This is a genomic window from Paenibacillus sp. VMFN-D1, assembly GCF_003386155.1.
In the GTDB taxonomy this organism is placed as follows: Bacteria; Bacillota; Bacilli; order Paenibacillales; family Paenibacillaceae; genus Paenibacillus_AQ; species Paenibacillus_AQ favisporus.
On record NZ_QRDU01000001.1, the window covers coordinates 1831651 to 1850709 of the forward strand.

The window sequence follows — 19059 nt, forward strand, 5'->3', positions numbered from 1 at the left end:
TAAAATGATTCATGATTTAAGCCCGTGATGAACAATACTATAATAGGGAATCTTTGCCGATGTTGAAAAGTCATTTATGAAAAAAGGGGGATGCTTATGGCTGCATGGCTTATTTACGCGCTGCTTTCAGCCGCGGCGGCTGCGCTGGTGTCCATTTTCGGGAAAATCGGTCTGCAAAACATCGATGCCAACGCAGCAACGGCGATTCGAGCCGTCATTATGGCCTTATTTCTGCTCGGCGTCATTGCCGTACAGGGAAAGTTCGGCCAGCTGGGAAGCATTTTAGCACAAAAAAAAGCACTCAGCTTCATCGTGCTCAGCGGAGTGGCAGGTGCAACGTCGTGGCTGTTCTATTTTTTGGCCCTCAAGTACGGCAAGGTGTCGCAGGTAGGGCCTATCGACAAGTTAAGTGTCGTGATCGCCGTCATTCTGGCCTTTCTGTTCCTCGGCGAAAAAATATCCTGGCTGAACTCGGCCGGCGTCGTGCTGATCGCGATCGGCGCACTTCTGGTCGCCATGAAATAACCTGATTAAGCACCTTTGCTGCCGCTGCCTTTTCCTGAGGCCGTGCCGAGTTCCGACTCCTTGAATTTGCGCATAATTTCCAGCAGCATCACATGCAGACTGACCCAGACACCGCCAAAAATGTATCCGGCAAACACATCGCTTGGGAACTGCACGTGAAAATAAACCCGGCTGACCCCGACCGCCAAACAGACCAGGATCACTGCCACAACGATGGGGACCCGGACGTAACGGAAGTGATAATGCCGCAGCAGTAAAAAGGCCGAAAAACCGCATACTGTCATCGTAACTAACGTTTCCTCGCTCGGAAATGTATTGAACAGCTGTACGCCTGCTGCCACCGGACCAGGACGATGAAACAGCAGGCGAAGCACCCTGTCCAAAAACTCTCCGCCGGCCACAACCCAAACCAGGAACGCCAAGTCCAGCCTGCGATCCCGGCTGTGGAGCACGATCCACAAGCCTGTCAGGCATAGAACCGGCCCATACAAATCCAAAGTCCCGAACCTCGCAAATACGTGCATCCAGCCCGCCCACTCCGGGCCGAACAGCACCGATACTAAATAGGAGGCAATTTGGTCGAATTGTCCGTACTCATGCGACAAAAAATCCTGAATGACGCCGAGCATTAACGAAAAAAACAATACGAACGCAGCAAATGAGGCCAGCAGCAATAGACGGACCTTTCCGAACGACTGAAAGTGCCGCACGCCGCTTGCCAGCAAATCCATCAATCGCTCGATCGCTTGATGTTTATACTTGCGGTAGACATAAATGGCCGCTGTTACCAGTGCCGAACCGATCCCGAAAATAACCATGTACCGATTGACCGTAGAGTGATAGGCTTCCCATTTCGGGCCGAGCACTTTACCAAGCGAAATGAACAGGCCTACCCAGAAAAGCGCGCCAGAGTAGGCAAACAGCGCATAACGCCGGAAGGGCATACGCGTTACGCCGCAAAAGTAACCGGTAATGTGACGGACCCCCGGTATAAAATAAGCGGCAAACAGAAGCTTGTCCCCGTACCGCTCAAACCAGCCTGTAATTTGATCCATCCTCTCTTCGGTGAGATGGACCTTGCTGCCATGGCGCGAAATAAAAGGGCGTCCCAGCCGGTATCCGATCCAATAAGATAAAGTCACGCCGGTCAAGACGCCGGCTCCGGCCGACGCCATGCTCAGCAGCCAGTTCAGTTTCCCTTCATACACAAACAAACCGGTATAGCTCATCATCATTTCACCGGGAAGCGGCAGGGCAAGCATTTCCAGGCACAAAAACAGATAGATCAATGCATAACCATAGTGCTCTAGCAAATTCGTCAGCATACGTACTTCCAGCTCCCTCTACACATAGCGCTGTAACTTATTTAGTCGTATAACTTTTACTTCATCGGCTTTATAGAAGCCACTTTCTCTATATTTCCCCTTCATTTCACGCTTTTAACATGCGCCGATCTGGTCTTGGATAATACGCAGTGTAAATAGACCGTGCCTTCCTGTCAAACCGCAGCTCCAAGCCGAAATAACCAACCCCAACGAGAAATCCGCCGGGCTTGGTTGGAGTTGCCTGTCATCCTATGAAACGCTAAGCTATTTTGCATGGATCCCAATAAACGGCAACCGTTCCTTGGCTGCACTCTCATTGTCTACATTACTCCGCCGTAACTCTGCTTTTTCGGGACTTACTTGACGTCCGCTTCTTCACATACCATGACAAACCGGCAAGGATCATGAAGACCATGCAGCCGAGCACAGCCCAGAGCAGTGAACCTTTCCGTACACCAGCGTACAGTGCGCTCATAGCCACAGTATGCGGAAACACGCCGATCGCCGTCGTCACCATGTAACGAAATTGGTTGACCTTTAAAAGCCCGGCGGCATAGTTGACAGCGTGATAAGGAATGAATGGAACGAACCGTGCGATCAGAAGGCCTTTAAATTCACTGGCTCTCAGCCAATCCTCCATTTTGGCAAGATACGGTTCAACCCGCGTACCTGCAAAATAGGATGAGAAGGACCAGGCAAGCCAATATCCCCCAAAAGCTCCGATGATCCCCGAAGTCCACAAGCAGAGACCTCCCCAATATGGCCCGTAGATTTCCAGAACCATCACGGCGGTGATTTCGCCTGGCAGCGGGAGCATATTGAGCAGGGTTTGAAACAGAAACACAGCAACAAAGCCCAAGAAACGATAGTGGCGTATCCACGCGACAATAGAATCCGCATCCCCTGTTTGCAGTACATAAACGGAATATATCGCCAAAGCGGTCAGGAGCAGCATTCCGAACCATTTCATCCTATGCTTCATCGTTTAGGGGCGAAGCATCAGCTCATAATCATGGTTTGCATCTTGATAGTTTTGCAGCATCTTCAAAATATCGTTCACGATCAGCTCGCCTGCTGCTCCTTTATGAAATTCAGCCATTTTTCCGCGAATCCGATCGGCTATCGTCGGTGCCTCGAGAAAATCCCGGAGCTGCTCCGCGAGCTGGCGGACATTGGATGAAATCTGGGCCATACCATTGGTTTTAAAATAGCGGGCGTTTTCCCTCTCCTGACCGCCATACGGACTCAGAATGAAAATCGGCAGCTTCAGAATGACGGCTTCGGACAAAGTGATGCCCCCTGCCTTCGTTACGATGCAGGAGGAAGCGGCCATCAGATCGTGAATGTTTTTGACGTATCCAACAATATTCACTTGCGGCTGGCCCGAAAACATCGTCGTCAATTTCTCATAGGCTTGCTGTTTGCGTCCGCATACGACTGTGATTTCGCAAATTTCCTGGTCAACCAGAAGATGAATGAGCTCGACCAGCTGCTGGAACACCGTAAATGTGCCTGCCATAATCAAAATACGTTTCCCCTTGGCCGTTCCTTGTGCAGCACGTCGCAGCGGGGCTTCGGCTGCTGTTGTATAGAATTGCGGTCGTACAGGGATACCGGTAACGCTGATTTTCTCCGCTGCGGCGTTATAATTTTGGACCATCATGTCCTTGATCTCGTTGGTAGCCACGTAATACCCGAACGTATCCGGATGAATCCAGCGGGAATGCAGGGCATAATCGGTAATGACAGTAAACGTACGCGCGGCGTGAACGCATTCTCGCTCCGAAACGACGCCGAAAGGAAATGTATTGATGATCGCATCGGGCCGGAAACGGCTGATGGTCTCCAGCATTTTGCCTTTCACGAGTCCGTTCAGGTACCGCATCACCGGCCCGGATGGATTGGAATCTCTGGTCATGTAATAGCTCCAGCCATAATAGTCGAGGCCCAATTGGGACGTAAATGTGCTCATTTGATACACTTTCGAGAACAAGGAATTTAGTACCGGATGAGCTTCCTTCATGAGGTCAATGATTTGCACCTGGTTGACCTGTTGCCCATGAAAATAGTGCAATAACGCCGAAGATACCTGAAGATGGCCGTCTCCAAAGCCGGCTGTGAAAATCAAAATACGCGGGCGACGGTTAGACATGCTTGTTCCCTCCCTATGGTCTCATCGGATAGCCAGGCGACACAAGTCGATGCCTGATCCGGTCAGGATGATCTGCCAAGAGTTAACCGTAGTTACGCTGATATGAAAAATCCTTGCCGGGAATGACCAATATATGGTCCAAAATAAACTGCTGCTCTTTCTCGGAAAGGCCGGACCGTTGAATCATATGACGAATACGTGTTTCCAAGTCATGCATGGACTGCAAAAACAAATCCATATCCTGAAGCTTCTCATACATGCCTCTCACTCCCCATCTATATTCAAATTCCATGGCTGACATATCTAATACTCAGACAAGCGAAACGATCTGATTCAGCCCTGGTTCGATCATATCTCGGAAATGTAAACGAATGATAATCGTCGAATATAATTCTGAACAAAAAAAGCCGCGAAGCTGAACTGCACCTCCAACTGTTAGAGTGTGGTGCAATTCAAGCTCGCGGCTTATCGGTTATTCAATTCGTTGAGGCAGCGTACCGCCAGATGGCTGTAATATTCCGCAGCGGGGAGCAGCGCGTCCTCTTCCGGATTAAACTTCGGATGATGCAGCGCATAGGGCGAGTTAGACCCTACATACACAAATGCGCCGGGAATGTGCTGAAGATAGTAAGAGAAATCCTCCCCTCCCATGCTTGGTCCAAGCACTTTGATGACATAGCCGGATTCCTCCGCCGCATCGCTGGCGAACTTGGCCCAGTATGCGTCGTTGATCGTGGCTAGCGGTCCGGGGTACCATTTCAGCTCAGCTGACACCCCCGCCGATGCTCCGATTCCGTCAATAATTTGCCGGATCGTGTCCGGAATGCGTTTCTGTACCTCCACATCGAGCGTCCTTACCGTTCCTTCGAGTTCCACTGTCCCTGGAAGGACGTTCCATGTGTTCCCACCGGAGATTCGGGTGACGCTGACCACGACAGCATCGAGTGCGCTGACCCGGCGGCTGGTGATCGTTTGCAGAGCCAGGATGATTTGGGAGGCGGCGACGATCGCATCGGTCCCTTTCTCAGGCGTTGCCGCATGGGCGCCGATTCCGTTAATGACGATTTCGAACCGGTCAACGCCGGCAGTGATGGCGCCTTCGCATGTGCCCAGTTCTCCTACCGCAAGCTCCGGCGAATTGTGAAGGCCGAAGATCGCCGATACGCCTTCCAACCCGCCGGAGTCCACCACGTCTTTAGCTCCGTGTCCAGTCTCTTCGGCCGGCTGGAAAATCATCCGTACAGTTCCTTGAAGCTCTTGCTCCTTTTCCTTCAACAGATAGGCGGCTCCCAAGGCGACGGTTGTATGAAAATCGTGGCCGCAAGCATGCATTTTTCCTGCAAACTTGGATCGGAACGGAACGTCCGTCTCTTCATCGATCGGCAGCGCGTCGATATCCGCCCGCAGGGCCATGATCGGTTCCCTGCCGGTCCCGATTTGGGCGATGACCCCCGTCTTCAGGTTGGGTAAATCCAGAATTTCAATATCGGCTTCCTTCAGCCAAGCTTTGATTTTGCGCGTCGTTTCGAACTCTTCATTGGATAATTCGGGTTCCAGATGCAGATTGCGGCGAATGTCCACCAAGCGTTCCTGCAGCTTCGCAGCGGAACCGGTATTCGTTAAACCGGGATTGGCCATGCGAATTCCTCCTTCTAACTCCGATGATGTAGTATAACATTGTCATTCTTCAAGGTACCGGCTTAATTCTTCGGTATAACGCTCAATAAAGTGCAATATGAGCTTCTGCTCATCCGGGGAGTAACTGTCGAAGTCCCGGTCGATATCCGAGCTTCGGGACTCGTGATACCGGTAATGGCCTTCGAACGCAAGCTGTCCAAGCTCCGTCAGCCGGAAATGGACCTCTTTCTTGTTATCCTCCCGCTGGAACTTGCAGATGAGCCCCTTGGAGCCCAATTTGGCGATCGTCTTGGAGGCGGTTCCCTTGGTGATGTTCAATATGCTGGCAAGCTCCGTCAGATTGGAGTCCTGATGCCTTCCAATGGCTTCAATCATATGGATTTCCGAATAATATAGCAGCATGCCGGACACATATTCTTTTGGTTTTTTATTCAGGAGATTATAAATTTCAAACATCCGTCCCAAGGCCAGGTCCACTTGAATATGAAACTGATCCAATACAAACGCTCCTCTAAATTGTTGTGTTCGTCAGAAACATTCACCTCATCTTATCCGTTCTTCCAAAATCCGTCAATCAAACGCATGGACCCATCGTGAAATCATGAAATGAACCTTTTCTAATACCAGCTAATATCGATTAAAAAGTGTCGCCCAGCATCGGTCGGACCGTTAGCTCTTCGACGACCGCCTGCGGACTTAAAGACAAGATGGCTGCAACCAGCAAACCGATGTCGCTGCCTTCCAGCAGTCGGTCCGGGGCTGTTCGCTCATTGGGAACGCGCCGCTCGGTAAAGGTGCCGCCGGGATGGATCAGCGTCACACCGACTCCGGCAGGCTTCAGTTCCTCCCGCAGACCGAGCGCGTAATTTCGGAGCGCCGCTTTGGAAATGCCGTACAGCGAGGTATCCGCCCGCAGTCCGGCAGTCGACCCGATGACCAGAATGCGTGGGTATTCACCTTGGCGGATCAGCGGAAGCAAAGTTCGCACCCAATTGTAGTTGGATACGACATTGGCCAGAAGGATGCGCTCCAGCTCTTCACCCTTTGGCTCTGTAACGGAACGGGTGTCATCGAAGAAAGCGGCAGCGTTCAAGATGAGAACGTCCGGTTGGAATTGATGTTCCTTCATATATATAATGAGCCGATCCGGTGTTTCCTCGCTCGTCTGGTCTGCCGTGAAAACCAGTGCATTCCCACCAAGCGCGGTTCGCGCTTCGGCCAATGATTCCCCGTTCCGCCCCACCAGCAGCAGTTCATGACCGGCGATGGACAGCTGCCTGGCAATCGCAAGTCCGATCCCCCGGCTGCCCCCCGTAATGATGACTCTCATCGAAATCCCCCCATATCATCCGGCCTTTAGTCTCTTTGAATCGGTTAAATAAAATATTCGGTGTCATGGCTCTGGACCGGGTTGTTGATCGCCATATATATCTTTTCCACGATACTCAAGAGTTCCATATCGTTTCGGTTACGAGGCCGATCGAACGGAACGTCGAAGATTTGCTGGATGCGGCCGGGACGCGGACTGAGAAGGACAATCCTTGTCGCCAAATAGACGGCTTCAGCCACGTCATGCGTAATAAAAAAGATTGTCTTCTTCTCTTTCTCCCAAATACGTATCATTTCGTCCTGCAAGGTCAACCGCGTCAAATGGTCCACCGCGCTGAAAGGCTCGTCCATAAGGATGACCCGCGGATCGGCAACCAGCGTCCGGGCAAGCCCGGCGCGCTGCCTCATGCCCCCGGAGAGCTGATGTGGATACTTGTCCTCGAAACCAGCCAAGCCTACAAGCTCGATTGTCTTTTGAACTTTGGCGCGCCGCTCCTCGCGGCTGACGCCGGCAATCTCCAAGCCGAATTCGATATTGCGGCGGATGCTCCGCCAAGGGAACAACGCGGAATCCTGAAACACGACGCCGATGTCGCGGCTGGTTCCGGCTTGCGGAACCTGATCCAGCAGCACCTCTCCGCTCGTCTGGGAAAGCAGACCCGCGGTAATTTCCAGGAGCGTGCTTTTTCCGCAACCGCTTGGACCAAGCACGCACACAAATTCCCCGTCCTGAACCGTCAGGTTAATGTCGTGCAGAGCATAGGTTTGCTCTTCATCGATATTTTCGTATTCCTTGGTAATATGCCGAAGCTCGATTGTCGGCATGACATCAGCTCCTTTCACGGTTCCCCATTTAATTGTTCGCCTTGTATTTCCCCAGCTTCAGCCTTTTGGCGACGCGCTCCGCAAACGTGTTGTCGAATGTGCCGTCGACCGAGATTTTGTCCCGCTGCATGCCGTATTGATTCAGCAGATCCTCGGTCACTTGCAGGCGGTTTTTATCGACGATCGGATCGTTCTCCCAGAGGACGATTTCCGATTCGATTGCAGTACGTGCGGTCTTCTCATCAAGGTTCAAATACTTGGCTGCCCAGGGCAGAAATTCATCCAGATGCGTCTTGGCGTATTCGTTGGCATAGAAATACACTTCGAGCACGCGTTCGACTACTTCTGGCTGCTCATTGATCAGCTTCTCGCTGGCTACCAGCACGCCGGTTTGGTATTTCGGCATAAACTCCCAAGTCTTGGCCAGCACATTCCCCTTGCCGGCTTGCTCCGCCATCGTGGCGAACGGCTGGTGAATAATCGTGGCGTCGACTTCGCCTGATTCAAACGTCGCGTAGGCGGATTGATACACGCCGTTCGGCACAAGCTGAACATCCTTTTTCGGATCGATGCCGTTCTGTGAGAGCACCTCCATCAAGGTGAGCGGCATGCCGCCGATCGGCTGCGCAGAACCAATTTTTTTGCCTTTCAAGTCGGCGAACGACTTGATTCCGGGCTTGGCGATAATCCAGTAAGCCCCGCGGCTTCTCCACATATTGCTGACGACTTTAATTTTCACCCCGTTCACAATGGCAGGGATATAGGTTCCGGGATCTCCGTCGGCGATGTCGACCTCTCCGGCACCGAAAGCCGCAACCGGGTTAATCGTATCGACAAAGTTTAAATGAATGCCGGCATCCTCATACCAGCCTTTGTCGATGGCAAACTGATTGGCAATTCCGGTCATCCCTTTGGAAAAACCGGCCGTAAGGGTGACTTCCTTGTTGTCCCGCCCTTTCCATGGCGGAACCCCTGAAGCGATATCCACAGTTGTATTGTCCAGTGTACTGGAAGCTGCCTCCGTGCCGCTTCCAGCTTCAGCAGAACCAGTGGAGCTGGTGGAAGCGGGAGCATCCTTGGAAGACGAGCCGCAAGCGGCGAGCGTGAAAACCAGGGACAATGAGATAACTCCGCTAATTGTTTTGCTTAACCATTGATTTGAGTACATGTTCCTCTTTCCCACCCTTTGTATAATGTATAATTTATAATCAGGCGATCCGGCTCGGCATCCACCGGCGGCATACCAACCTTTCGATCAGGTTGATCAGCCCGACGAACAGTACAGATAACACCGTCACCACAATGATGACTAAATACAATCTTGGCGTATTCAGTACAGCCTGGGACTCATTCAGCAGAAAACCAAGCCCGTTCTTGGCCGCGGCCATCTCGGCAAATACGACGCCGGTGATCGCCGTGGCCGCCGTCACACGCAGCCCGTTAAAAATGGAAGGAAGCGCCGAAGGCAGCAAAACCTTGAATACCGTTTGCGCCCGGCTCGCCTTAAACACTTTGGCCAGCTTCAAATGCTCCGTTCGGGTCTGCTTGGAACCCGTTACGGTGTTATACAAAATGTTAAAGAAACAGAACAGTATAACCAGAACGACCTTGCTTTTGAAGCCGATACCGAACCATACAATGAGCAGCGGCATGATCGCCGTCTTTGGAATGGCCATGATCGCCGCCATCAGCGGGTCGATCAGCTTTTCCAATAACGGGAATGAAACAAACAGCACCCCAAGCCCGATGCCCGCCACCGCCGAAATGAGATATCCTACCGCAACCTCTTGCAGGGAAACGGACAAATGCGGCCAAAGTGTGTTTTCTTTGAGCATATATACGAACTCCTGTACGATCTGGGACGGGGAAGCCAAGAATACCCGGCTCACCCACTCCTTGGACACCGCCAGCTGCATGCCCGCCAGCAGTGCGGCAATAAATGCAATTTGCACGAATCGGATCCATAGGTTTTTCGCTTTAGTATCTTTTTTGGTATGTAACGCCATGCGATGCCTCTCCTTTCCTTCAGGCGTCCCCTTCGACTACTTCAAATGATAGAAAGAACCGTGAATGTTGATGTACTGCTCTGGTGAGCCTTCCTGACCGCTGTTCAGTCCGACTAGAAACGGACGTTCTCCCCTTGATTGCAAGTACTCCCTTGCGGGTCCCTCTTGATCGGGCTCCAGAAATACCAGTTGGAACGAACCCAGATCAATGACTTGTTTCTTGCCCTTCCAATAGTCATCATAGACGACTTCTCCGGCCTCTAAGTGGAGCCATTTCGCCCAACGGCTGACCGTCTTTCCCAAGTCGTGAACCGTAAACGCCACATAATCCAGAGTCATGGGACCCCGGGCATGATCCGTAATGGTGCCGTTTGCCGTCAGTTCGGCCCTTCTGTCTTCATCGGAATCGTTCCATTGGATGAAGAATGGCAGCGGCAGTCCTTCGTCAGGCAATCCTGCGAACAACAGCTTCCATTCCAGCAGTTTCCCGTCCGGCCTTCTGCGGGAACAATCCACAGGGCCGATCACCTGATTACCCTCGGCGGCCAGCTGCTCCGCCAACTCATCTATTTGCTCCGTCCGCAGCGCGATCCGGCTGAGTCCTTCGACATAACCGTCACCTGCCAGCGTATCCACGAGCCCGTAACGTTGGGTATCCTGGTGGGGAGGCAGCAGCTTCGGGTCAAAAATGCCGATCCATTCGATATAGCGAATATCAAAATACGTCAGTGCGTTGTACGTTCCTACCGATTCGTGCCTCCCGCCGTTCACCGTATGAATCCCCAGCCCTGCAAGTTCTTCCGGCGCTTGCTCAGGTTTATTCACAAAATGTACGGCATGATCAAACGTTAATTGGACTCCCATGGTTCGCTCCTCCTTGGCTTGTTTAAGGATGAATAATGATCTTGCCGAAAAATTCCCGTTCTTCGATCAAACGGTGCGCTTCCCTGATATCTTCCAGCGGAAGTACGCGGTCGATGACCGGCTTCAGTTTTTTTCGGCTTACCAAATCCAGCAGCGTATGCAGGTCTCCCTCTCCCCAGCCGTTGGAGCCGATGATCGAAATCTCGCGGACCCATACGTACCGGAGGTCCGTAACGGCCTCGAATCCCGTCGTCGCTCCGCAGGTCAGAATCCGTCCTCCTTTGCGTGTCGCTTTGATGCTCTGCGGCCAAGTGGCTTTCCCGGTATAGTCCACTACAATATCCGCGCCTTGCTTGTCCGTCAAAGCCCATACTTCCTTGGAAAAATCGGTTTTGCTGTAATTGATCACATGATCCGCTCCAAGCTCTTTCAGCTTCTCCGCCTTGCTGTCCGATCCGGCTGCCGCAATAATGCGCGCCCCTGCCAGCTTGGCGATCAGCACCGCGGCATTCCCTACGCCGCCGCTAGCCCCCAAGATGACAATCGTTTCGTTGGCCTGAAGCCTGCCCTGCGTAATCAGCATCCGCCAAGCCGTTCCATAGGCGATCGGCAGTGCAGCCGCCTCGTCAAAGGAGATGTCCTCCGGAAGAGGAATCAAATTGATTGCCGGAACCTTTACGTATTCCGCCAGCCCACCCGTTGTATCCTCACCGAGTGCCCCTTTGCCAGGGATATGCGGATCGATCAGGACCCGGTCACCGGGATTAACGTTCGTGACCCCGGATCCGATCTCTTCGACGACGCCGGCGACGTCTCCGCCCGAAATATGGGGCAGGTCCAGTTTTCTTCCAGGAATCCCTCTCCTAACGAAAATATCCAAATGGTTCAGGGATACCGCCTTAACTTTGACCAGAACTTCTCCATGACCGGCTTCCGGTTTCGGATAATCCCCCACCACCACATTGTTTCGATCTCCATGTTCAAGAATCAGCGCTGCTTTCATATCGATTTGCCCACTCCTTTTTGTAATTGTTCGACCAACATTTGTTTGAGCCGCGTCCGATCCACTTTCCCCGGACCGGTCAGCGGAAAAGCGTCCAATTCGTATATCTCGCGAGGATGCGCATAGGCCGGTCCCCGCTCAATGAAGAACCGCTTGATTTCCTCACGATCGGTGGGATGATTCAACACGACAAATGCTGCCGGCACCTCCCCCTTGAGTTCGTGAGGGATCGGAAGAACACAGGCATCCTCGACATGCGGATGCTGAAGCAGGATGTTTTCGACTTCCTTCGGATAGACGTTCTCGCCGCCTACGTTGATCATGTCGTCCTTGCGTCCAACAATGTAGACATAACCCTCATCGTCCTGCCACGCCATATCTCCTGTTTTGAGCCAGCCGTCTGAAGTGATCCGTCTGCGCGTCACGTCCGGCAGATTCCAATAGCCGTCCGCTACACCGGGGTTACTCACCCACAATTCGCCTATCGTTCCTTCCGGGACATCTGCTTCTGTCTCATTCACGATCCGAATCGAACATCCCGGCAGCGGAAAGCCGGCCGATCCCGGCTTGTGCAGGCCTTTACGCGATTCCAGCACAACCGGTCCTCCTTCGGTAAGGCCGTATCCTTCATACACCTCGATGCCCATCCACTGCTTAATGTCCTCCAGGAGTTCAACCGGCGTATCGGACGACCCGCATATCGCATACTTCAGTGAGCTGAGATCATAAGAAGCGGATGACTCTTTCAGGTGAGTCACAAGCATGCGGTACAGGGCTGGAACGCCGGAAATATAAGTGGCCCGATGCGTCCCGATCGCATGAAAAATAGCTGCAGGCTCAGGCGCCGGTAGGATAACGGCAGATGACCCGGAATAAAACACCGCCTTCATGGACAGCATGGCATTCTTATGATAAAGAGGCAGGGATATCACGATCCGGTCTTCCTGCTGCAAGTCGCGGATTTCGGCAATCGCTGTTACGTTCCACAGCTGACCGCTGTGAGTGAGGCGGCATCCTTTGGGATTTCCCGTAGATCCGGAAGTGTACGGTAGCAGGCACAGATCTGCTCCGCGGGTCGGATACAGGTCCATCTGGGTATCCTGTGACGATAGTATTTCATCATACACCATTGAATTCAGCCCGAGATCGTCCGGATGTGATTCCGTCGTGCAGATGACGCTTGCAGCAACATCAGCCTCCTGATGAATGATCTTTGCCTTGTCCCCCATAGATGAGTGGTACACCAGCAAGCGGCTGCCGCTATCCTTGTATATATAAGCAAGCGTATCTGCGCCCAGCTTCGAATTCATCGGCACCGGAACCGCTCCTATGGTCATCAGTCCGAAGCAGATTTCCAAAAACCTGAAGTCATTGATGAATAGCACGGCCACCCGGTCTCCGGGCTCAACACCAAGTCCGGCAAACAAATTGCCCGCCTGGTTTGTACGGCTTTGAAGCTCACCGTAGTTTATCGTTCTCCCTTGGGCAATGATCGCAGGACTTAAAGGAGCACGGGCTGCCGAGGAACGAATGATTTCTGCAAAATTGTAAGAGTTCATCGCTGCTCCACCTTTGTATTCTGAATATTGTTGGCTTCTTACTCCTGTTTTGAGCTAAACAATCCTCTTCCGATCGCAATCGCTTTACCGGTTGTATCGGCAGCCACGATGTCGGCGATGCTGACGGTCCTCCCCAGCTTGACTACGGAACCGGTAAACAGCAGATCCCCCGCCCTCCCGGGACGCAGGTAGTCGATTTTGAGATCGACCGTCGGAACCGGCTGATTCAGCTGGCTGAACACGGCAAAATATCCGGCGATGTCGATGACTGTCGCAAGAATCCCCCCGTGGATGTATCCGTCGGCAGAGGTATAAAAGAGCTCGTTATAGGGCAGCCGGATCGTAACGGACTGCTCGTTCACTTCTTCGAGCCGGATGCCCAGAAATTGATGAAACTTCGTACCGGTAAGAACCGGCTCGATTGCTTCTCGAGTTAAAACGGCGGCCATTTGAAGTTCACCTCCTTTTTGTTTGCCTGTGAAACATTTTTAATCATACTAAACCGGTAGGAATTAAAAGTCTAATTGAACTTTTCTATATAAAATCAAATAAAATCTATATGTCATTGACGCAGGGCTCGACATTGATCTATAGTTCTCACTAAACTTCGACAAAGAGGAGACCAATTCATGAAGACGCCGCTGAAGCAAATCTATCAGATTCGCATCCCGCTTCCCTTTCGACTCAATCACGTGAACAGCTATCTCGTTCAGGACGGGTCTTTTTGGAGCGTCATCGATCCCGGGCTGGACACCTTAGTTACCGAGAAATCATGGGTGCAGACGCTGCATCAGCTCAATGTAAAGCCCTCTGATATCCGCAATATTTACATTACGCATTTCCATCCTGACCATTATGGGTTTGCCGGTAAGATGCAGCGCTGGACGGGAGCCGAAGTGAATGCAAGTGGTGAGACTTATGCCTTGGCGGAGCGCTATTATAGCCAAGGGCAGTCGGAGCGAAATCTCCATTTTTATTTAAAAAGCGGCATACCGGAGACTCTAGCTCAGGATGTAGCTGAGCTGGATTCGAAGCTGCTCCATCAAATTTCCCCAATTACGGGTACAAGGGTAAACCTTCTGGAAGGTGACTCGATCGTGCTCGCCGGGGAGCCGTATGAAATCGTACTTGGCGGCGGTCATGCCGAGGGCAGCGTGGGGTTTTGGAATGCGGAGAGGCAGGCGCTGATTGGCGGGGATCTGCTGCTGCAGAAAATCACGCCCAACATCACATATCAGTACGAAGAGGATGAGGGTAATCCGCTTGAGTCATATTTCGCGACATTGAACGCGCTGGAAAGACGGATGGTTCGCACCGTTCTGCCCGGACACGGACCGGTGTTTCAGCCGCAGACGGACTATTTTGAATCGGTGATTGCCCACCATAAGGAGCGGCTCGATCATGTCCTGGGCATTGTACATGAGGCTGGAAGCGCTGGTACTACGATATATGACATTAGCATGAGGCTGTTCTCCAAAGTTTTTGACAACGACAACGCACGGTTTGCGCTTGGGGAAACCGCAGCTCACGTACGTTACCTGGAACGACAAAAACTCTTGCGGGTGCAAGAGTCCGGGGGAAAGTATTCCGTTTTTGAAAATGTACCATATTAGCTTCACATGGCCGTTATTCCACACATCCAGCAATCGTAGTACGCTCTCAAACAATCATCGATACTAAAAAAGAAAGGTCCGGTAAATCCGGACCTTTCGTCTCTTTCATGAAAAAAATCAATACAAACTCTCAAGCTCATCGATCAGGGAACCGACATAAGCGGCGGCACTCCGGATCGGATCGGGCTGAGACATATCCACGCCGGCCAGCTTCATCAGTTCCAGCGGGCTCATAGAGCCACCGGCTTTTAACACTTCGAGCCAGCGGTCCACCGCAGGCTGTCCTTCCTCCCGGATCAGCTTGGCGACGGCAGTGGATGCAGAGAGGCCGGCCGCATAGGTGTAAGGATACAAGCTCATATAGTAATGCGGCTGCCGCATCCAGGTTAACTTGGCTTCTTCGTCGATGACCACGTCCGCTCCCCAGAACGATGACAGGATATCACCTTTCAGCTCGCACAAGGTTACCGCAGTGATCGGCACATTCTTCATGGCCAGATCGTAAACTCTACGCTGGAGCTCGCCTTCCAGTAAATGCGTCACAAAGTTATGGAAGTACGTACCGAGCAGCTGCGAAATCACCCAGCGGCGCATTCTAGGTTCATTGGAACGCGTAAGCAAATGATCCGCCAGCAGGAGCTCGTTCATCGTTGACGGTGCCTCGATAAAATACAGGGACGGACGGGCATTCGTCAGCCGCTGGTATTTCGCTGCGAGCATCAAATGGCCGGCATGCCCTACTTCGTGAGCGAGCGTAAACGCCCCGCGCATGCTGTCGGACCAGCTGATCAGAATGTACGAGTGTACGCCCGGAATCGACGAGCAGAACGCCCCCGTGCGTTTGCCGGCATTGTCCGCGTAATCCACCCAGCGGTTGCGGAAGGCATCCGATACGATTCCCCCGTACTCCGGTCCGAGGATAGCCAAGGCTTCCTTGATCAGTTCTCCGGCTTCCTGAAAAGATATTTCCGGGTTGTAATCGGGATCGAGCGGCGCTTTCAGGTCGGCAAACGTCATCTCATCCAACTGGAGCACCTTTTTCTTGAGGGCGGCATATCTGCGCATATGCGGCGCCAGCTCCTCCTGCAAAATATCCAGGACGTTGTTATACATCTCCTTGGTGACCTGCTGCGGCTGCAGAAGCATATCGGTCACGGACTCGTAACCGCGCAAGCGGGATTCAATAACCTGTCGCTTGACTTCGGTACCGTATGCCTCAGCAAACGTATTCCGGTATTTATGCAGCGTGTCGCTGAATGCTTTAAACGAGTTGCGGCGCAGTTCAGTATCGGGCGATTCGCAGTACTTATTCTCGTACAGGGCAAACGAGACCGGGACTTCTTCCCCTTCACCGTTCACCGCCTGCTTGAAGGTCATATCGGCCAGCTTGCTCCGTTCATAAATCCGGTAAGGGGCATCCAATACCTCGCCCAGCGAGGCCAGCACCTTCTCCGTTTCCGCCGTCAACCGGTGGGGTTTCGTTTGCAGGAGCAGGTGAAGGCTGCGCTCGAATTCCCGCAGTTCGGGCTGATCGGCTATGTACTGGTCAATCGTACCGTCCGGAAGCGCAATGATTTCGGATTTGATAAAAGACAACGCCGAGCTGACCTGCGAAGCAAGGTCACGCGCTTTCGAAGCGTTCGTCTGATTCTCCGGATTGATGCTGTCGCCAGACTGATGCAGGTACGCATACGCTCCTGCCCGGCTCATTCTGCCGGAAAGCTCTTCCTGGGCCTGCAGGCAGGCCAGCAAAGTGTCAGCGCCTTGACTTAGTTCGCCTTCATATTTCGTAACCGTGGCGATATCCCGCTGAATATTATTTAATTCTTGTTCCCATGCTTCTTTGGACGGAAAGATATCATCCAGGTTCCAGGTGGTTTCCACCGGCACTTCAGCCCGTGTTAAAATTTTCGACATATGCAAAGCCCCTCTCCCAAGTACTTGAATTGACCATTGTATAAATACCAATATGCTCCATTGTATCATAGATGGATACGGTAACGGTAAGCGTTTTATTGATACAACGAATTGTTCTTCCTGTAGTGTGAAGGGGACATGCCGACGATTTTGCGGAAGGTGGCGAGGAAGTGGCTGTACTCCTCGAACCCGACTTCAGCGCCAATATCCGCAAGCGGCCTGTTGGTGGCCAGCAGCAGTTCCTGCGCTTTCCCAATTCTTACCTGCAGCAAATATTGGTAAGGAGACACCATTAAATGTGTGCGAAACAGAAGACGCAGATGGCCCTCGCTCGTATTGGCTACCTTGGCAAAATCTCCGAGTCTAATGGGAGCAGCATACGATCTTTGTATAAAAGCGCAAACATCGCGCACCCTCTCGTCGACGACCGGTTCCGGGGTCACCAGGTGCGTTTATCGAATGTCACACCGGATGCTCCGTCAGCTTTCCTTTATCCAGATAAAATACCCGGTCGCAATATGGGAGCACCCTGTCGTCATGCGTAACCATCACCGCGCTTTTCCGCTGCTCCTTAACCTGCTTCGCAATCATGGCGACAACTTCCAACCCGCGCGAAGCATCCAGGCTTGCTGTCGGCTCATCGGCGAACAATACGGCGGGGTCATTCATCAGCGCCCTGGCGATCGCCACCCGCTGCCGTTCACCCCCGGAAAGCTTATGCGGATAAGCATTTTTCCGATGCGTCAGCCCCATCTTCTGAAGCAGTTCGTCAGCCCTCGCCGCGCAAACCTCCTTACTGCTCCCCGCCAGCTTAGCCACGAGCATCAGCTGCTCCTCCACCTTGAGATACGGTATCAGATTGGCATTCTGAAAAATAAAACCCATCTTCCGCAGTCGCAGTTCTGAAAGGGCTTGTTTGTCCTGGCCGATAATGGACTTGCCATCGATCAAGACATCTCCTCCGGTCGGCTCCAGCAGTGCCCCAGCGATCGACAAAAACGTGCTCTTGCCGGAGCCCGATGGTCCCATGACGGCGACCAATTCCCCTTCCGCTACCTTCAGGTTGAGACGGTCCAGGATCGTCCGTTGAAATCCACCGTCTGCAAAAGTGCGTGTGATGTCGTGCATTTCCAAGCGATTGTTCATGCTGCTGCCCTCCCTATTGCATCCAATGCTTCGATGCGGGCTACCTTCCACACCGAAAACAGCGAGCCGGCCAAGGACATCGCGATAAACGCAGCGCAGGTAAGCGCCAGCATGTCTGCCCCTAACTGAAACGGCATGGTCCCGGGAAGCGCCATCTCCAACACTTTGACCAGAAAAATGCTGATCGCCAAGCTGAATACGGATAAGAGCAGTACTTGAAGCGTCACGCTTCCGGCCAGATACGAAGTGCGCGTGCCAATCGCTTTGAGGATACCGAATTGGCTCGTTTTTTGAATCGTGATGACGTAAAAGAAGACAGCCAGCACGAACGCCGAGATAACAAACAGGAACGCAATCATCATCAGAAGCGAGCCCTGCTCCTCTTTGTATCCGGGAATCGCCGACACAGCATCCGCCTTCTTAATGATCTCTGTGTTCGGAACCGCACTTTGAAGCTTAGAGACCTGCCCCTCCGTTGCTTTAACCGCAACCGCGTTATATGCGGCCTGCCCTTCGGCTCTGCTGGACCCTGATTGCGCAGACGATGGCGAATGAAGTTCCATCCACTCCTCTTTACTCAAGAACACGGCTGGAGCGTGGCTGAACGACTCATTTTTGACAAAACCGGTTACGGTCCACCGGGTTCCCGAAGCTTGATCGACCAGGATGGATCCTAATCTGACGCCGTGCTCCACCAGCTTCTCATCCACGACGACACCGCCTGTTTCCTGTTTCTCCGTAGCCCCCATGGTTAGATCCGGTGCCAGCCATCCTTTGGGATTAACGGCTAACAGCGCAACGTCGATTTTTTGAATGTCACCGGAAAGAACGACGCTCGTCATTTGCACCCCCAGCGGCTCCGCATTCGATTCGCCCACGACGGACCGGGTCTGTTCGAGCTTCTCCCCACTGATCTGTGATCGGGTAAAGCGATGATCGGATCCTTGTTCCAGTACGAAATGGGTGGCGGGCATATTTTGGATCGAGGCTGCATTATCATAGGCCAAGCCCTGGGCCAGACCTGTGACGAACAGCACGAGAAACGAAATCAGCAGCATGATGGCTGCAATCAAAGAATAACGGGCCTTGGCGAATCTGATCTCCCGTAAAGCTAAATACATCCTGCTTCCCTCCTTTGGAATGAGTCCAGTATAGGA

20 protein-coding genes are annotated in these 19059 nt (G+C 52.5%); 2 read left to right on the plus strand and 18 right to left on the minus strand.

Annotation, left to right across the window (positions count from 1 at the left end; all coding sequences use genetic code 11):
• Positions 1 to 96: 96 nt before the first annotated feature.
• Positions 97 to 525 carry an EamA family transporter gene (locus C7820_RS08525; protein WP_116230578.1) on the plus strand — a complete coding sequence of 143 codons (429 nt, stop codon included), beginning with the start codon at positions 97 to 99 and terminating at the stop codon, positions 523 to 525.
• Positions 526 to 530: 5 nt separating this feature from the next.
• Here the strand turns inward: C7820_RS08525 and C7820_RS08530 are convergent, their stop codons facing one another.
• The 14 genes from C7820_RS08530 to C7820_RS08590 form a co-directional block, all read right to left on the minus strand.
• Positions 531 to 1850: a bifunctional DedA family/phosphatase PAP2 family protein gene (locus C7820_RS08530; RefSeq protein ID WP_116230579.1), complete on the minus strand. Its 1320-nt coding sequence runs from the start codon at positions 1848 to 1850 to the stop codon at positions 531 to 533.
• Positions 1851 to 2175: 325 nt separating this feature from the next.
• The gene (locus C7820_RS08535; RefSeq protein WP_181908972.1) at positions 2176 to 2820 is read right to left on the minus strand and encodes a TVP38/TMEM64 family protein; all 645 of its coding nucleotides are present in this window, start codon (positions 2818 to 2820) and stop codon (positions 2176 to 2178) included.
• Between the two features lie 15 nt (positions 2821 to 2835).
• Positions 2836 to 4002 (minus strand): MGDG synthase family glycosyltransferase, encoded by a 1167-nt coding sequence (locus C7820_RS08540; RefSeq protein ID WP_116230581.1) that lies wholly within the window; start codon positions 4000 to 4002, stop codon positions 2836 to 2838.
• Positions 4003 to 4084: 82 nt separating this feature from the next.
• Positions 4085 to 4261, minus strand: a complete 177-nt coding sequence (locus C7820_RS33400; protein WP_181152809.1) for a hypothetical protein — start codon at positions 4259 to 4261, stop codon at positions 4085 to 4087.
• 206 nt (positions 4262 to 4467) lie between these two features.
• On the minus strand, positions 4468 to 5640 hold the full coding sequence (locus C7820_RS08545) for an amidohydrolase (RefSeq protein WP_116230582.1): 1173 nt from the start codon (positions 5638 to 5640) through the stop codon (positions 4468 to 4470).
• 42 nt (positions 5641 to 5682) lie between these two features.
• Complete coding sequence (locus C7820_RS08550; RefSeq protein ID WP_089547191.1) at positions 5683 to 6138, minus strand: MarR family winged helix-turn-helix transcriptional regulator; 456 nt, start codon at positions 6136 to 6138, stop codon at positions 5683 to 5685.
• 139 nt (positions 6139 to 6277) lie between these two features.
• Positions 6278 to 6970, minus strand: a complete 693-nt coding sequence (locus C7820_RS08555; protein ID WP_116230583.1) for an SDR family oxidoreductase — start codon at positions 6968 to 6970, stop codon at positions 6278 to 6280.
• A gap of 44 nt (positions 6971 to 7014) precedes the next feature.
• Complete coding sequence (locus tag C7820_RS08560; protein ID WP_076165900.1) at positions 7015 to 7794, minus strand: ABC transporter ATP-binding protein; 780 nt, start codon at positions 7792 to 7794, stop codon at positions 7015 to 7017.
• A 28-nt stretch (positions 7795 to 7822) separates the two neighbouring features.
• Entirely contained in the window at positions 7823 to 8914 is a 1092-nt protein-coding gene (locus tag C7820_RS08565; protein ID WP_181908973.1) for an ABC transporter substrate-binding protein, read from the minus strand.
• A gap of 88 nt (positions 8915 to 9002) precedes the next feature.
• Positions 9003 to 9800 carry an ABC transporter permease gene (locus tag C7820_RS08570; RefSeq protein ID WP_116230585.1) on the minus strand — a complete coding sequence of 266 codons (798 nt, stop codon included), beginning with the start codon at positions 9798 to 9800 and terminating at the stop codon, positions 9003 to 9005.
• Positions 9801 to 9836: 36 nt separating this feature from the next.
• Positions 9837 to 10664, minus strand: a complete 828-nt coding sequence (locus tag C7820_RS08575; protein WP_116230586.1) for a VOC family protein — start codon at positions 10662 to 10664, stop codon at positions 9837 to 9839.
• 22 nt (positions 10665 to 10686) lie between these two features.
• The gene (locus C7820_RS08580) at positions 10687 to 11667 is read right to left on the minus strand and encodes a zinc-binding dehydrogenase (protein WP_116230587.1); all 981 of its coding nucleotides are present in this window, start codon (positions 11665 to 11667) and stop codon (positions 10687 to 10689) included.
• Positions 11664 to 13226: a class I adenylate-forming enzyme family protein gene (locus C7820_RS08585; RefSeq protein WP_116230588.1), complete on the minus strand. Its 1563-nt coding sequence runs from the start codon at positions 13224 to 13226 to the stop codon at positions 11664 to 11666. The genes C7820_RS08580 and C7820_RS08585 overlap by 4 nt, the downstream gene beginning before the upstream one ends.
• A gap of 38 nt (positions 13227 to 13264) precedes the next feature.
• A complete protein-coding gene (locus tag C7820_RS08590; RefSeq protein WP_116230589.1) occupies positions 13265 to 13675 on the minus strand; it encodes a PaaI family thioesterase in 411 nt (136 codons plus the stop codon).
• A 180-nt stretch (positions 13676 to 13855) separates the two neighbouring features.
• Here C7820_RS08590 and C7820_RS08595 point away from each other — a divergent pair, with 180 nt between their 5' ends.
• On the plus strand, positions 13856 to 14839 hold the full coding sequence (locus C7820_RS08595) for an MBL fold metallo-hydrolase (RefSeq protein WP_116230590.1): 984 nt from the start codon (positions 13856 to 13858) through the stop codon (positions 14837 to 14839).
• Between the two features lie 117 nt (positions 14840 to 14956).
• Here the strand turns inward: C7820_RS08595 and pepF are convergent, their stop codons facing one another.
• The 4 genes from pepF to C7820_RS08615 form a co-directional block, all read right to left on the minus strand.
• Positions 14957 to 16756, minus strand: coding sequence for an oligoendopeptidase F (gene pepF, locus C7820_RS08600; RefSeq protein WP_116230591.1), 1800 nt, complete (start codon positions 16754 to 16756; stop codon positions 14957 to 14959).
• 95 nt (positions 16757 to 16851) lie between these two features.
• On the minus strand, positions 16852 to 17199 hold the full coding sequence (locus C7820_RS08605) for a helix-turn-helix domain-containing protein (RefSeq protein WP_181908974.1): 348 nt from the start codon (positions 17197 to 17199) through the stop codon (positions 16852 to 16854).
• A gap of 19 nt (positions 17200 to 17218) precedes the next feature.
• The gene (locus C7820_RS08610) at positions 17219 to 17902 is read right to left on the minus strand and encodes an ABC transporter ATP-binding protein (protein ID WP_116230593.1); all 684 of its coding nucleotides are present in this window, start codon (positions 17900 to 17902) and stop codon (positions 17219 to 17221) included.
• A complete protein-coding gene (locus C7820_RS08615) occupies positions 17899 to 19023 on the minus strand; it encodes an ABC transporter permease (protein WP_116230594.1) in 1125 nt (374 codons plus the stop codon). Before C7820_RS08615 ends, C7820_RS08610 begins: the two co-directional genes overlap by 4 nt.
• Between the last annotated feature and the right edge of the window lie 36 nt (positions 19024 to 19059).

What these genes read in the sequence shown, in the direction of transcription:
- C7820_RS08560 (WP_076165900.1), bottom strand. Translation starts at nt 7,794, where the DNA reads ATGCCGACAATCGAGCTTCGGCATATTACCAAGGAATACGAAAATATC.
- C7820_RS08535 (WP_181908972.1), bottom strand. Translation starts at nt 2,820, where the DNA reads ATGAAATGGTTCGGAATGCTGCTCCTGACCGCTTTGGCGATATATTCC.
- C7820_RS08570 (WP_116230585.1), bottom strand. Translation starts at nt 9,800, where the DNA reads ATGGCGTTACATACCAAAAAAGATACTAAAGCGAAAAACCTATGGATC.
- C7820_RS08595 (WP_116230590.1), top strand. Translation starts at nt 13,856, where the DNA reads ATGAAGACGCCGCTGAAGCAAATCTATCAGATTCGCATCCCGCTTCCC.
- C7820_RS08540 (WP_116230581.1), bottom strand. Translation starts at nt 4,002, where the DNA reads ATGTCTAACCGTCGCCCGCGTATTTTGATTTTCACAGCCGGCTTTGGA.
- C7820_RS08525 (WP_116230578.1), top strand. Translation starts at nt 97, where the DNA reads ATGGCTGCATGGCTTATTTACGCGCTGCTTTCAGCCGCGGCGGCTGCG.
- C7820_RS08610 (WP_116230593.1), bottom strand. Translation starts at nt 17,902, where the DNA reads ATGAACAATCGCTTGGAAATGCACGACATCACACGCACTTTTGCAGAC.
- C7820_RS33400 (WP_181152809.1), bottom strand. Translation starts at nt 4,261, where the DNA reads ATGTATGAGAAGCTTCAGGATATGGATTTGTTTTTGCAGTCCATGCAT.
- C7820_RS08530 (WP_116230579.1), bottom strand. Translation starts at nt 1,850, where the DNA reads ATGCTGACGAATTTGCTAGAGCACTATGGTTATGCATTGATCTATCTG.
- pepF (WP_116230591.1), bottom strand. Translation starts at nt 16,756, where the DNA reads ATGTCGAAAATTTTAACACGGGCTGAAGTGCCGGTGGAAACCACCTGG.
- C7820_RS08585 (WP_116230588.1), bottom strand. Translation starts at nt 13,226, where the DNA reads ATGAACTCTTACAATTTTGCAGAAATCATTCGTTCCTCGGCAGCCCGT.
- C7820_RS08575 (WP_116230586.1), bottom strand. Translation starts at nt 10,664, where the DNA reads ATGGGAGTCCAATTAACGTTTGATCATGCCGTACATTTTGTGAATAAA.
- C7820_RS08545 (WP_116230582.1), bottom strand. Translation starts at nt 5,640, where the DNA reads ATGGCCAATCCCGGTTTAACGAATACCGGTTCCGCTGCGAAGCTGCAG.
- C7820_RS08580 (WP_116230587.1), bottom strand. Translation starts at nt 11,667, where the DNA reads ATGAAAGCAGCGCTGATTCTTGAACATGGAGATCGAAACAATGTGGTG.
- C7820_RS08590 (WP_116230589.1), bottom strand. Translation starts at nt 13,675, where the DNA reads ATGGCCGCCGTTTTAACTCGAGAAGCAATCGAGCCGGTTCTTACCGGT.
- C7820_RS08615 (WP_116230594.1), bottom strand. Translation starts at nt 19,023, where the DNA reads ATGTATTTAGCTTTACGGGAGATCAGATTCGCCAAGGCCCGTTATTCT.
- C7820_RS08555 (WP_116230583.1), bottom strand. Translation starts at nt 6,970, where the DNA reads ATGAGAGTCATCATTACGGGGGGCAGCCGGGGGATCGGACTTGCGATT.